Genomic DNA, 13,404 nt, shown 5'->3' on the forward strand with positions numbered 1-13,404 from the left:
GGAATCGCGATGGCCTCCTCCGACACCCCAACCGTGTCCGAACCCGCTTCGCCGCGTCAGCCGTCCGCGGTGAAGCGTCCTCCCGCCGCGGGGGCGCGCTGGGTGGCGCCGGCGAAGATCGCCGTGTTCGTGGCGGCGTGGTATCCGCTCGCGCGCATCGTGCTGTTCGGCTTGACCGACCGGCTCGGCGCCAATCCGATTGAGTTCATCACGCGCTCGACCGGTCTGTGGACGCTGGTGTTTCTGTGCATCACGCTCGCGGTGACGCCGCTGCGGCGGCTGACCGGCATCGGCGCGCTAGTGCGGTTTCGGCGCATGCTCGGTCTGTACGCGTTTTTCTACGCCACGCTGCACTTCACCACCTATCTGTGGTTCGACAAATGGTTCGACGTGGCCGCGATCCTGAAGGACATCGGCAAACGGCCGTTCATCATGGTCGGCTTCGCGGCGTTCGTGCTGCTGATCGTGCTGGCCGTCACCTCGCCGCGCGCCATGGCGAGAAAGCTGGGACGCCGCTGGCAGACGCTGCACCGCGCGATCTACGCCATCGGCGTGCTCGCGATCCTGCATTTCTGGTGGATGAAATCGGGCAAGCACGATCTGCTGTTGCCGAAGATCTACGGCGCGATCATGGTGGCGCTGCTGGGCTGGCGTCTGCTTGTGTGGTTGCGCGAGCGTCGGGCGGTGTCGGCGCGGAACAGGTGAGGGCGTTCCTGCTTCGCGCGCTCAAGCCGGCAGGATGGTCTCGCCGGCGAACAACTGCTTGACCTCTTCGCGTGCGCGGACCACATACGCCTTATCGCCGTCGACCATGACCTCGGCCGCGCGCGCACGCGTGTTGTAGTTCGAGCTCATCACGAAACCGTACGCGCCGGCCGAACGCAGGGCAAGCAGATCGCCCGGCTCGATCGCCAGCAGCCGTTCGCGGCCGAGCCAGTCGCCGCTTTCGCAGACCGGACCCACCACGTCGTACACGTGCGCCGGCGTGTCGCGCTTCACTACCGCTTCGATGCCGTGGTATGCCTCGTACATGGCCGGGCGCGCGAGATCGTTCATGGCGGCGTCGACGATGGCAAAGTTCTTCTCCGCACCGGGCTTCAGAAACTCGACGCGCGTGAGCAGAATGCCGGCATTGCCGACCAGCGAGCGGCCCGGCTCGAAATACACCTCACGATGCCCATGGCCGCGTGCTTCGATGCGGTCGAGCACCGTGCGCACGAACTCGCCGATGTCCGGTGGCGTTTCGTCGTCATAGGTGATGCCGAGTCCGCCGCCTACGTCGATATGACGGATCGTCAAACCGTCTGCTTCGATCTGCTTGACCAGTTCGAGCAGCTTGTCGACCGCGTCGAGATACGGCGCGACTTCGGTGATCTGCGAGCCGATATGGCAGTCGATCCCTACCACCTCGAGATGCGTCATGGCGGCGGCTGCGCGATAGGTGGCGCGCGCTTCGTCGAACGCGACGCCGAACTTGTTCGACTTCAGGCCGGTGGAAATATACGGATGCGTTTTCGCGTCGACGTCAGGATTCACGCGCAGCGATACCGGCGCCGTTTTGCCCGCCGAAGCGGCAACGGCGTTCAGACGGTCGAGCTCGGGAATCGATTCGACGTTGAAGCACTTGACGCCTGCTTCGAGCGCCTCGCGCATTTCTTCGGCGCTCTTGCCGACGCCGGAAAATACGATGCTTTCGGCCTTGCCGCCGGCGGCCAGCACGCGTGCCAGTTCACCGCCCGAGACGATATCGAAGCCCGCGCCAAGCCGCGCGAACACGTTCAGCACAGCCAGATTGCTGTTTGCCTTGACGGCGACGTGCACGGTGGCGCGGCGGCCGGCACAGGCTCCGGCGTAGGCTTGCCATGCCTCGGTCAATGCAGCACGCGAATAGACGTACAGCGGCGTGCCGAACTGCTCGGCGAGGGAGACGGCGGACACGCCTTCAGCGTGCAATACGCCGTCGACATAGGCAAATGCGGATCGAGTCATGCGAAGGTCTTATTGAGCAGGGGTGCTACCGGAGGCCGGCTGTTGCGGTGCGGACGCCGCGGCGTCGGGTACGGTACGGAGTTCGCTTTCCGGCGACAGCGTCAACGGCGTGCCGGACGTGTCGGGTACCGCGCCGGATGCTGCTTCGGAATCGGGTTTCGCTGCGTCAGGCGACGGCGCCTGGGTCTCGTCGGTGGGTTTGGCCGGCAATGGCGGCACGGTTGGCATGTAGAGCGCTCCGCGCTGTCCGCAGCCGCCGAGCGCGCAACCTGCGAGAATGACCAATGCCGCTACAATCGCGCCGGGCGCAATTGCGCGCATCCGAGAAACGACTCGCATGACTGTCCCTGAAAAAATGATCGTTGGAGTTTAGCATGTCCGATAGCGAATACCTGACCCGTGCCGAGGCTGCGCTCGCGGCCGTCGAACGCACACTGGACGATATCGAAGCCGATATCGAATTCGAGCGCAGCGGCAATGTTCTGACGCTCGAATTCGAGAACGGCACGAAGATTATCGTCAACCTGCAGCCGCCGATGCGCGAAATCTGGATCGCCGCCAAGGCGGGCGGTTTCCATTTCCGTTTCACCGACGACGCATGGCGCGACACCCGCAACGGCACGGAGTTTTTCGCTGCACTGTCCGAGTATGCGACGCAGCAGGCGGGCGAGCCGGTTCACTTCGAAGCGTAGGCGGCTGGCCTGACGCCACGGGCCTCGCCTGACGCAGGCGCCTGTGAAGCATCTGGCGCCGCTGCGCGACGCGTTCCCGGTGCGTAGCTAGCCTTCTAACCCATGGCCTAGTGGCCGCGGAACAGGTTCATGATGTCCTGCTTTTCCTGTTCGCCGACCTGCTCCGGTGCCGGCGCATCCGCCGCGCCGGAAGCTGCATTGCTTGCGTTCGCGTCGAGATCGGCCTGACTCACGCCGACCGTCGCCACGAATCCGTTGCCCGGCGTGAAGTCGTTGAAATACAGTTCGTCGCCGAGCGTGACGACGCCGTCGGGCATCGGCATCTTGTATTCCGGCACGCCCTTCAGGGCCTTACTCATGTAATCGATCCACACCGGCAAGGCGAGCCCGCCGCCGGTTTCCTTGTCGCCGAGGCTGCGCGGATTGTCGTAGCCGATCCATGCGATTGCGGTGAGCGTGTGCTGGTAGCCCGCAAACCACGCATCGCGTGAATCGTTGGTCGTGCCGGTTTTGCCGGCGAGATCGGTGCGCTTCAGGACATTGGATTTTGCGCCGGTGCCGCGCTGCGCGACGCTTTGCAGCAGGCTGTTCATGACGTAGGCATTGCGTGCGTCGATCGCATGCGGCGCACTTTGCCCGGCGACGAGCGGCTTGGCCTGCGCCACGACGACGCCACGCTGATCGGTCACCTCCGCGATCAGGTACGGGTTGATCCGATAGCCGCCGTTGGCGAACACCGAAAAACCGCCCGCCATCTGCAGCGGCGTGACGAGCCCGGCGCCGAGCGCCATCGGCAGATAGGCCGGATGGCGGTCCGCATCGAAGCCGAAACGGGTGATGTAACCCTGTGCGTACTTCGGACCGATCTGGTTGAGGATGCGGATCGACACGAGGTTCTTCGATTTCTGCAGCGCGGTGCGCATGGTCATGGGACCGTCGAAGCCGCCGCCGTAGTTCTTCGGTTCCCATGCCTGGCCGCCGGTTTCGGCTGCGCTAAAGAAGAGCGGCGCGTCGTTGATCACCGTGGCCGGCCCGAGGCCTTTTTCCAGCGACGCCGAATAGATAAACGGCTTGAAGCTCGAACCGGGCTGCCGCCATGCCTGGGTGACGTGGTTGAACTTGTTCTTGTTGAAGTCGAACCCGCCCACCAGCGCGCGGATCGCGCCGTCTTGCGGTATGACCGAAACGAAGGCGCCTTCCACCTGGGGCAACTGCGTGATCGCCCAGTTGCCGTCGTCGCCCCTGAAGACGCGGATGATCGCACCCGGACGGATGCGCTGATTCGGCTGCGCGCGGGGGCCGAGTGCGAACGAGGCGAAGCGCAGGCCATCGCCTTGCAGCGTCGCAACGTTGCCGTCGGCGAGGGTTGCCTCGACCTGCTTCGGATTCGCGGTGGTGACGACCGCCGCGATGATCTCGCCGTTGTCCGGGTGTTCGAGCAAGGCGTCGTCGATCGCCTGCTCGCGTTCGTCCGCGTCGGCAGGCAAGTCGATGAACGCTTCCGGACCGCGATAGCCGTGACGCCGTTCGTAGTCCATCAGCCCCTTGCGCAGCGACCGGTACGCGACATCCTGGTCGGCGGAGTCGATCGTCGTCACGACGTTCAGCCCGCGTGTGTAGGCCTCTTCGTGAAACTGCGTGTACATCATCTGACGAACCATTTCCGCGACGTACTCGGCATGCACGCTGAATTCCTTGCCGGCGCCCTTGACGGCGAGCGGTTGCCTGCTTGCCGTGTCGTACTGTTCTTGCGTGATGTAGTGCAACTCGAGCATGCGAGTCAGGATGTACTCCTGACGAACCTTCGCGCGCTTCGGATTGACGACCGGGTTATAGGCCGAGGGCGCTTTGGGCAGACCGGCGAGCATCGCGGATTCGGCGAGCGTGAGGTCCTTCATGTCCTTGCCGAAATACACCCGCGCCGCGCTCGCGAAACCATAGGCGCGCTGACCCAGATAGATCTGGTTCATGTAGACCTCGAGAATCTGATCTTTCGTCAGCTTCGACTCGATCTTGTACGCGAGCAACATCTCGTAGATCTTGCGCGTGTAGGTTTTTTCGCTCGACAGAAAGAAGTTGCGCGCCACCTGCATGGTGATCGTGCTGGCGCCCTGCGTGGCGTGACCGTTGGTCAGCGCGACGAAGCCGGCGCGCGCGATCCCGGTCAGGTCGACGCCGCCGTGATCGTAGAAGCGCGCGTCTTCAATGGCGAGCACGGCCTTCTTCAGATTGTCGGGCACATCCTGGATATGCACGACGTCGCGCCGCTCTTCGCCGAACTCGCCGATCAGCACGTGGTCGGCCGTATAGATGCGCAGCGGCACCTTCGGACGGTAGTCCGTGAGCGCGTCGAGCGAAGGCAGATTCGGCGTGGCCACCACGAGCGCATAGCCGAGCACGAGTCCGGCACACGCGACGCCGGCAAACATCAGACCTACCAGCGCCAGAACGAGCTTTAGCCACAACGGACGTTTGCGCTTCTGCGGCGCGGGCGGCGGGGACGTAGGGGACGAAGATTGCATATGAACACCAAAAAACAGTCCCGCGATTATAGCCGTCTGGCCCATCGGCTTTCGGCATGCTTACGGTCAACCGTCGCGCCGTGCGGGGGATGACCCTACTGTAGACGCTTTGATGTCGCATCGGGGATCGAGACCTTCACGTTAGCCATTCGGCCGAATATCGCCCGCGGCTTCGGCTGCGCACAATTGTCTTCACAGGAAAGCGCCACGTCAGGGTGGGCGCTGGGTCCGCGCGGTCGAACGATTTGTCGCGTGTGTCGCAGGCTTTGTGTGTGTGAAGGGAGGCAGGATGGCGATTAAAAGTACGTTGCTTGTGAAGGTGCGGCGTTTTGCTGCAGGAATCGACGTGAGTCGCGAGGCGGTGAAGCTCGTGGTGTTGAGTCAGCGCTTGCGTATGGGCGAGCAGATGCGCATCGAGTACCTCGGGGCTGTGCCGCTCGCTGCCGGCGCGATGGCAGGGGGAGAGATCGTGGATCGCACTGCCGTGACTCGTGCAATGCGCGAAGTGTTCGCGGATCTGCCACGCGCGTGTGCGTCCCACACACTGCGTTGCGCGATGGCGCTGCCGGGTTCGGCGACGCTGATGTCGAGCGTGCCGCTTGCACGGTTCGGCGCCGCAGGCGAGCTCGCGGTAGCGCGCGGCGCGACGCTCGCGGGGCTGGAGCCGGCGGTGCTTGTGGAAGCGGAACGGATGGCGGGGATCGAGCGTCACGCGCTGGCGGTCGACTGGTTCATTGACGGCGCGCCGAGCCGTGCAGCGTCCGTCGCGATTGCGACGGCGGCCCGCCAGCATCTGGAGGCGCGCATCGAGTGCGCGGCCGCGGCCGGCGTCACCTTGACCGCGATCGACGGTGAACCGCATGCCGCGTTACGCGCGCTGCGCCACGCGGCCATGCTAGAACTGGAGCCCCATGAGAGTTACGCGGCTATCTGGATTGGTGCGGACGGTGTGTACGGCTGGCGTATCGACGACGAGGCGGTGACTGCCGACATGCACTACCCGGCGCCCGAGCATGCGGATCTCGCGGATGCGTTACGCGACCTCGTCGGCGGCCCCGAGTTTGACTGTGCGTTGCTCGGAGGAGAACTCGAGTTGCTCGACGGGGTGGGCTTTTCTGTCGCGGATATCGGCGATGTGCTGGGCTGTTCCGTGCTGCCTTTCGAGTGCCGGTCCCTGGGTGACTGCGCGCGCTCGCTCTGCGCCGACCTGCTGTACGAGCCGACCTGTGCGGTGGCGTTTGGTCTTGCCTTGCGCGGGGTGATGGAATGAGCTGGATGAATTCGCGCATGGGAACGGCTGGACACCCGGTCTGGATCGGCGGCTTCAACTTGCTGCCCTACCGGCAACGCGACGCGCGCCTCGCCCGGCGGTGCTGTCTGCTCGAATGGCTGGGCGCGGCGTTGATCGGCTGCACGGCGGTGCTGGCGGTAGCGGGCTGGCAGATGTTTGAGCGCTCGCGGCTCGATGCGCAGCGCGCGGCGAGCGAACGCGAACTGGCGGCCCTCGCGGTGCCGCTCGCCGAGCTGGCGCGACTCCGGCACGACGCTGAAGAGCAGGGCAAACGGGGCGCGCGGGCAGTCGCGTTGTCCGCACCCTTGACGCGACTGCTCGATCTGCTCGATACGCTAAGCCGGGTGCCCGCCGATGGCGTCGTCCTGCAGCAGTTAAGACAGCATGCACATGAGACGGAGTTGCTGGCGACGTCCACCGACCCCGTTGCGTCCGCGGTCTGGCTCAAGCAATTGAGCACGATTCGCGGCGTGAAGAGCTCCGAGGTCGCCGACCTGCATCCGTTGGCAAGGACCGGACATGACGCTTCAGCGATCGGCAGCGGTCCGGTTGAGTTTGCCGCCCGGTTGCGGTGGGACGAGCCCTTGAAAGAAGTGGTGCAGGCGGTGGCGTCTGCGCGCGCACATAAACGCGAAACCGACAAGCCGCGAGGTGCACGATGAGTACCTTGTTTGCCCCTCACGCCGCGACCGCGAATCAGACCTCGCGCGCCTTGCACTGGATGAACCGCATTCGCTTGCCGCTGGAGGCGTGGAGCGGCCGGCGCCGCTTTCTGGCCGGATGTCTGATTGCAGCGCTCGTGTTCGCTATCGGCACCAACGGCTGGATCTCCGTGGATCTGGCCGGCGTGCAGGCGAGCCGCACGGCGATCTCCGATGCGCAGCACAAGCTGGCGCAGGCGCAGCAGGCGCTCGCCCAGTTGCCCGCGCTGCGCCGCCATGCCGCGGCTACCTCGAACGCTCAGGAGCCGGCCCAGTGGACGCCTGCCGACGACGCGCGTCTGATGTCGCTGCTCGCGGTTCGCAGCGGCGTGACGTTGCTGACGCTCGCGCCCGATACGGGAACCGGCGCGAGTGCGGATGCCACGCGGTCGATGCATCTCACCGTCCAGGCCGATTTCCTGCACCTGATGGTGTTTCTGCGCGGCCTGTCCGACTTGCCGATACTCGCCGTGCCTGAAGACGTCACCGTGAAGCGCAGCGCGGGCGGACTGCTGGTTAGCGCGAGCCTGCACGTGTTTGCCGACCTGACTCCCGCCGCGGCGAGCCCCGAGCCCATCGTCGACGAAGACATGGACGCCGACGATGAAGACGTGGTGTTCTACGACCCGTTCTTACGTCAGCCGCAAGCGGATGGCGACGTAGCGGACATGGGCCTGCTGCGCCTCGCCGGTTTGTTGCGCGACCGGATGCGCGGCCTCGCGCTGCTCGAAACGCCTGATGGCGCGGCCACGGTCGAGCAAGGGCAGCGGGTGGGCGACGATCTCGTCATGGGCATGGATGCGCTCAGCATCACGCTGACCAATCGTCTCGGTACGCGCACGCTTGCATTGACGGAGGCCTCATGACGACGGCATCCGAGCGAATCCGGCAGGCAATCGGCTGCGCTGTTTTCGTCGCGGGCGCAGCGCACGCGTCGTTGCCACCGTTGCCCGTCGTCATGCCGTCCGACGATGCGGTAGCGCCATACGACGCGCCGCCGTTGCCGCGCAGTCTGGCCGTCGATGTACCCAACCCGTTTCTGCGCACCGACTCGGCGGACGAAGCGCCGTCAGCCGAAACCCCGCAGAGAGCGACAAGCGTGACAAGCGACGACCTCGAGGGCACGCCGCTCGAGGGCACGCCGCTGACGGCAACACGCGCCGTAGCGGCGCACGCCGAATCGCCCGCCGCCGGCACACTCGAAGGGCCGCCCGTACCGCTCGCCCCGGCGCAGCGTCTGGGCGACGCATCGAGCCGCGCGATCGACGACGGTCTCGCGCCCGATAAACCCATTTCGCTGAATTTCCAGCGCGCCGAGCTGGGTGCGGTGCTGAACGCGTTCGCGCAGTTCACGGGCCTGAATATCGTCGCGAGCGACCGGGTTCGCGGCACGGTGTCGCTGCGGCTCGACAAGGTGTCGTGGCGTACCGCATTCGACACCTTGCTCGACGTCAACGGCCTCGCCATGGAGCGGCACGGCAACGTGATCTGGGTCGCGCCGCTGGCGGATCTGGCGGCGCGCGAGCGGCAGCGCTTCGAGGCGCATGCGCGGGTCGCGGATCTGGAGCCGCTCGCGAGCCGTACCTTCGAGCTGCACTACGCGCACGCCGAAGACGTGCGGCGCCTGCTGACCGGCTCCGGAAGCCAGCGCGTGCTGTCGAAGCGCGGTGCGGCGATGGCGGATGTGCGCACCAATCTGCTGTTCGTCACGGATCTGGAGGCGCGTCTCGCGCAAATTGCCGAGCTGCTGGCGTCGATCGACCGGCCGTCGCGCCAGGTGCTGATCGAAGCGCGTATCGTCGAAGGGGAGCAGGGTTTTTCGCGTAACCTGGGCGTGCGGCTGTCGCTCGCCGCGGCGGGCGTGGATGGCGGCGGCACGGCCACCGGGATTGCCGGTGGCAAGGACGGCACCGTCTACGATCTGGCGGCGGGGCCCCTGTCGGGGTTCGACGCCGCCACGGTCGGCCTGACGCTGTTCGCCGCCCAGGCCACGCGCCTGCTCAATATAGAATTGAGCGCGCTGGAAGCGGAGGGGCACGGTGAAACGGTCTCGAGCCCGCGCGTGGTGACCGCGGACCGCATGAAAGCGATCGTCGAGCAGGGCACCGAACTGCCATATCAGGCGAAAGTCGGCCAGGGCGTCTCGGGCGTGCAGTTTCGCCGCGCAAGCCTGAAACTGGAGGTGGAGCCGCAGATCACGCCGGACGGGCGGGTGGTGCTGGACCTCGATATCGCCAAGGACAGCGTCGGCGAGCAGACCGCCGCGGGGCCGGCCATCAACACCAAGCACGTGCAGACGCGCGTCGAGGTGGAGGACGGCGGGACTGTGTCGATCGGCGGAATCTATGCCACAGATGACCGGGATGATGTGACGCGAGTGCCACTCCTGGGCAAAATACCCCTTTTGGGCGCATTTTTTCGTCATCGGGCACACCGCGACCAACGCAGCGAGCTGGTCGTTTTTATCACGCCGCGCGTTGTGCAGACGAATTGAGCGCCTGCCGCAGCCGCGGCCCGCAGGCTCGACAAGGCAGTCGCTTTGCCAGTAAGCTGCGGCACGAACCATACCGGATTAGCCAGAGGACACCGTTGCAAGCGCGGGACGCACACGCCAATGTATTTTTTGTAGGGCTCATGGGGGCAGGCAAGACCACCGTGGGCCGCGCGGTGGCGCGCCGGCTGGATCGTCCGTTCTTCGATTCCGACCATGAAATCGAGGTGCGCACGGGCGCGCGCATCCCTGTCATCTTCGAACTCGAGGGCGAGGCGGGCTTTCGCGACCGCGAATCGCATGTGATCACCGACCTCACCCTGCAGCAGAATATCGTGCTGGCCACGGGCGGCGGCGCCGTTTTGCGGCCGGAAAACCGCCTGGCGCTGCAAAACAACGGCGTGGTCGTCTATTTGCGCGCCAACCCGCACGATCTGTGGTTGCGCACGCGGCGCGACAAGAATCGCCCGCTGCTGCAGACCGAAGATCCCAAAGCGCGTCTGGAGGAGCTCTACGAGGTGCGCGATCCGCTTTACCGCGAGTGCGCGCATTTCGTCATCGAAACCGGCCGGCCGTCGGTCAACGGCCTCGTCAACATGGTCCTGATGCAGCTCGAGATGGCCGGCGTCGCCAAACATCCTGCGTCATAATGCAAGCATGATTACCGTCAAAGTCGAACTGGGCGACCGCGCCTATCCCATCCATATCGGCGCCGACCTGATCGGCCAGACGGCGCTGTTTGCACCGCATATCGCCGGTTCGTCCATCACCATCGTCACCAACACCACCGTCGACCCGCTCTACGGCGACACCTTGCGTGCGGCGCTCGCGCCGCTCGGCAAGCAGGTGTCCACGGTCGTGCTGCCCGATGGCGAGGCCTACAAGAATCTGGACACGCTGAATCTGATCTTCGACGCCCTGCTGGGCGCGCGGGCCGACCGCAAGACCACCTTGATCGCGCTGGGCGGCGGGGTGATCGGCGACATGACCGGGTTCGCCGCCGCCTGCTATATGCGCGGCGTGCCGTTCATCCAGGTGCCGACTACGCTGCTGTCGCAGGTCGATTCGTCGGTGGGCGGCAAGACCGGTATCAACCATCCGCTCGGCAAGAACATGATCGGCGCGTTCTACCAGCCGCAAGCCGTGATTGCGGACATCGGCGCGTTGCGTACGCTGCCGGCGCGTGAGCTGGCCGCCGGTGTCGCGGAAGTCATCAAGACCGGTGCGATTGCGGACGCCGCTTTCTTCGAGTGGATCGAAGCGAATGTCGAGGCCTTGAACCGTTGCGAGCCGCAAGCCCTTGCAGAAGCGGTCAAGCGCTCCTGCGAGATCAAGGCGTCGGTCGTCGCGGCAGACGAACGCGAAGGCGGTCTGCGTGCGATTCTCAATTTCGGTCACACGTTCGGTCATGCGATCGAAGCCGGGCTCGGCTACGGCGAATGGCTGCATGGCGAAGCAGTAGGATGCGGAATGGTGATGGCGGCCGACCTGTCCGTGCGCCTCGGTCATCTGGACGAAGCGGCGCGCCGGCGTCTCGTCGACGTGATCAAGGCCGCGCATTTGCCCACACGCGCGCCTGCGCTGGGCGAGTCCCGCTATGTCGACCTGATGCGCGTCGACAAGAAAGCCGAAGCGGGCGAAATCAAATTCATCCTGCTGAAGCGTTTTGGTGAGACGCTGATCGGCCCGGCACCTGACGCCGCCGTGCATGCCACGCTAGCGGCTGCGGTCTGAGCGACCCGAACCCGGCGCTTCGGGCCGGGCACCCGGCCGAGACCAGGGAAGTCTGGGTGGCCCGGTGCTTTCCTGGCAGCGCCACGGCGGTGCATACCGGGTGTGGTCCTTGATTCGGAGAAGCCGGTGAGTGAAACGCGTAGCGAAACCCTGAATACTTCGAGCGGCGCTGTGTCTGCGGGCGCGCAGCCGGCACTTCCCGTCACTCCCAATCTCGCCGCGCTCGAAGCCCATCTCGCGCCTTATGCGGCGCGCGCGTCGCAATCCCGCGGTCGCCGCCATGCCGAAGCGCCGCCCAGCGCGCGCACCGAGTTTCAGCGCGATCGCGACCGCATCGTCCACTCCACCGCGTTCCGCCGCCTCGAATACAAGACGCAGGTGTTCGTGAACCACGAGGGCGATCTGTTTCGCACCCGCCTCACGCACAGTCTGGAAGTGGCGCAGATCGCGCGTTCCGTGGCCCGCAATCTGCGAGTCAACGAGGATCTGGTCGAAGCCATTTCACTCGCCCACGACCTCGGCCATACGCCGTTCGGCCATGCCGGTCAGGACGCGCTCAACGAATGCATGCGGGAGCATGGCGGCTTCGAGCACAACCTGCAGAGCCTCGCGGTGGTCGACGATCTCGAAGAGCACTACGGTGCGTTCAATGGCCTGAACCTCTGTTTCGAAACGCGCGAAGGCATCCTCAAGCATTGTTCGCGGGAAAATGCGCGGCGGCTCGGCGCACTCGGCGAGCGCTTCCTCGACGGGCGGCAACCGTCCATCGAGGCGCAGATCGCGAACGTCGCGGACGAGATCGCGTACAACAATCACGACGTCGACGATGGATTGCGCTCCGGGCTGCTGACGGTCCAGCAACTGGCTGAAGTCGAGTTGTGGCAGACGCACTACGAGGCGGCGCGCCGCGATTATCCGCACATCGAAGGACGCCGGCTGATTCACGAGACGGTGCGCCGCATCATCAATACGCTGATCGTCGATCTGATCGAAACGACCACCCGCAATCTGCTCGAGCACGCACCGGCTTCGCTCGACGCCGTGCGTGCCGCGCCGCCGCTGGTCGCACATAGCGAAGCGGTGGCCGCGCAGGCGGCGGCTCTCAAGCGCTTCCTGTTCAAGAACCTGTATCGCCACTATCGCGTGATGCGCATGGCGAACAAGGCGCGCCGCGTGGTGATCGGCCTGTTCGATGCGTTCACCGACGATTCGCGGCTGCTGCCGCCGTCGTACCAGTCAGCGGATGCGGCGGTCCAGCCGCGGCTGATCGCCCATTACATCGCGGGCATGACCGATCGCTACGCGCTCAAGGAATACCAGCGTCTGTTCGTGATCGCGGATAATTGACCGCGGGCGTTGGGCCACGAACACCAGGCCGTGAGCACCAGCGGGCCGGACCCGCACCCAGCCCGCACAAGTACCCGCGCCGACCGTGCGCCAAAGGCCTCTCAGTCGAGAGGCCCCTCAGCTCAAGCTCAGCGAGCCCGTGCAAACAATGCACCCGCAATCAGGGCAATGCCGCCCACGATTGCAATTGTCTGCCACGGGTTTTCGTGCACGTAATCGTCGGCGTCCGAGAGCGCGACTTCGGCGCGCTGGCGCACGGCTTCGCGGGTATCGTTCAGGCGCGTACGTGCCACTTCCAGGCGCTTGCTCAACTGGGCGCGCAGCGCCGCAGCGTCGGCTTGCGTGCCGTCGGCCAGCGTGTCTTCGAGTTCCGACATCAGTGAGCGCAGTTCGGTGGCAATGTCTTCGGCCGCGTGGCGGCTATGGCGCGCGATGCGGCGCGCACGGCGGCTCGTCGAGGTCCAGGATTCGCCGAGGGCGTCTCGCGTGTTCGGTAGTGCAGTCATGGTCGCTCCGTCGTTGAAAAGTCAAAGAGGTCCCGCTTGAATCGGGCGGGAAACCCCATGCCACGCAACTTCGGTGCCACACGCCGGGCGGCGTTCCCGCCATTCAACACACGTTTGCGGCGGCACAATTT

At 65.4% G+C, this 13,404-nt stretch carries 13 protein-coding genes; 9 read left to right on the plus strand and 4 right to left on the minus strand.

All coding sequences use genetic code 11. The annotated features are described in order from the left end of the window. Positions 1-9: 9 nt before the first annotated feature. Complete coding sequence (msrQ, locus tag BUS12_RS32865) at positions 10-705, plus strand: protein-methionine-sulfoxide reductase heme-binding subunit MsrQ (protein WP_171991744.1); 696 nt, start codon at positions 10-12, stop codon at positions 703-705. Between the two features lie 21 nt (positions 706-726). On the opposite strand, the gene lysA is transcribed toward msrQ, so the two are convergent. After that, a complete protein-coding gene (gene lysA / locus BUS12_RS32870; RefSeq protein WP_074301432.1) occupies positions 727-1,989 on the minus strand; it encodes a diaminopimelate decarboxylase in 1,263 nt (420 codons plus the stop codon). 9 nt (positions 1,990-1,998) lie between these two features. Continuing rightward, positions 1,999-2,328 carry an LPS translocon maturation chaperone LptM gene (gene lptM, locus BUS12_RS32875; RefSeq protein ID WP_074301433.1) on the minus strand — a complete coding sequence of 110 codons (330 nt, stop codon included), beginning with the start codon at positions 2,326-2,328 and terminating at the stop codon, positions 1,999-2,001. A gap of 35 nt (positions 2,329-2,363) precedes the next feature. Between lptM and cyaY the strand changes: the two genes are divergently transcribed. Then, positions 2,364-2,681, plus strand: coding sequence for an iron donor protein CyaY (gene cyaY, locus BUS12_RS32880; RefSeq protein WP_074301434.1), 318 nt, complete (start codon positions 2,364-2,366; stop codon positions 2,679-2,681). Between the two features lie 107 nt (positions 2,682-2,788). Here the strand turns inward: cyaY and BUS12_RS32885 are convergent, their stop codons facing one another. Further along, entirely contained in the window at positions 2,789-5,203 is a 2,415-nt protein-coding gene (locus tag BUS12_RS32885; RefSeq protein ID WP_074301435.1) for a penicillin-binding protein 1A, read from the minus strand. Positions 5,204-5,492: 289 nt separating this feature from the next. On the opposite strand from BUS12_RS32885, the gene pilM reads away from it, so the two are divergent. From pilM to BUS12_RS32920, 7 genes are all read left to right on the plus strand, one after another. Further along, a complete protein-coding gene (pilM, locus tag BUS12_RS32890; protein ID WP_074301436.1) occupies positions 5,493-6,473 on the plus strand; it encodes a pilus assembly protein PilM in 981 nt (326 codons plus the stop codon). Between the two features lie 5 nt (positions 6,474-6,478). Further along, entirely contained in the window at positions 6,479-7,156 is a 678-nt protein-coding gene (locus BUS12_RS32895) for a fimbrial assembly protein (protein WP_216352741.1), read from the plus strand. Then, positions 7,153-8,061 carry a hypothetical protein gene (locus tag BUS12_RS32900; RefSeq protein WP_074301437.1) on the plus strand — a complete coding sequence of 303 codons (909 nt, stop codon included), beginning with the start codon at positions 7,153-7,155 and terminating at the stop codon, positions 8,059-8,061. Before BUS12_RS32895 ends, BUS12_RS32900 begins: the two co-directional genes overlap by 4 nt. Further along, on the plus strand, positions 8,058-9,689 hold the full coding sequence (pilQ, locus tag BUS12_RS32905; protein ID WP_074301438.1) for a type IV pilus secretin PilQ: 1,632 nt from the start codon (positions 8,058-8,060) through the stop codon (positions 9,687-9,689). Before BUS12_RS32900 ends, pilQ begins: the two co-directional genes overlap by 4 nt. 95 nt (positions 9,690-9,784) lie before the next feature. After that, on the plus strand, positions 9,785-10,336 hold the full coding sequence (locus BUS12_RS32910) for a shikimate kinase (RefSeq protein WP_074301439.1): 552 nt from the start codon (positions 9,785-9,787) through the stop codon (positions 10,334-10,336). Between the two features lie 7 nt (positions 10,337-10,343). Further along, on the plus strand, positions 10,344-11,420 hold the full coding sequence (gene aroB, locus BUS12_RS32915) for a 3-dehydroquinate synthase (protein WP_074301440.1): 1,077 nt from the start codon (positions 10,344-10,346) through the stop codon (positions 11,418-11,420). Positions 11,421-11,591: 171 nt separating this feature from the next. After that, a complete protein-coding gene (locus BUS12_RS32920; protein WP_253190290.1) occupies positions 11,592-12,767 on the plus strand; it encodes a deoxyguanosinetriphosphate triphosphohydrolase in 1,176 nt (391 codons plus the stop codon). A 128-nt stretch (positions 12,768-12,895) separates the two neighbouring features. On the opposite strand, the gene BUS12_RS32925 is transcribed toward BUS12_RS32920, so the two are convergent. After that, a complete protein-coding gene (locus tag BUS12_RS32925; RefSeq protein WP_074301441.1) occupies positions 12,896-13,273 on the minus strand; it encodes an ElaB/YgaM/YqjD family protein in 378 nt (125 codons plus the stop codon). Between the last annotated feature and the right edge of the window lie 131 nt (positions 13,274-13,404).

Source organism: Paraburkholderia phenazinium (assembly GCF_900142845.1).
Taxonomy (GTDB): domain Bacteria; phylum Pseudomonadota; class Gammaproteobacteria; order Burkholderiales; family Burkholderiaceae; genus Paraburkholderia; species Paraburkholderia phenazinium_A.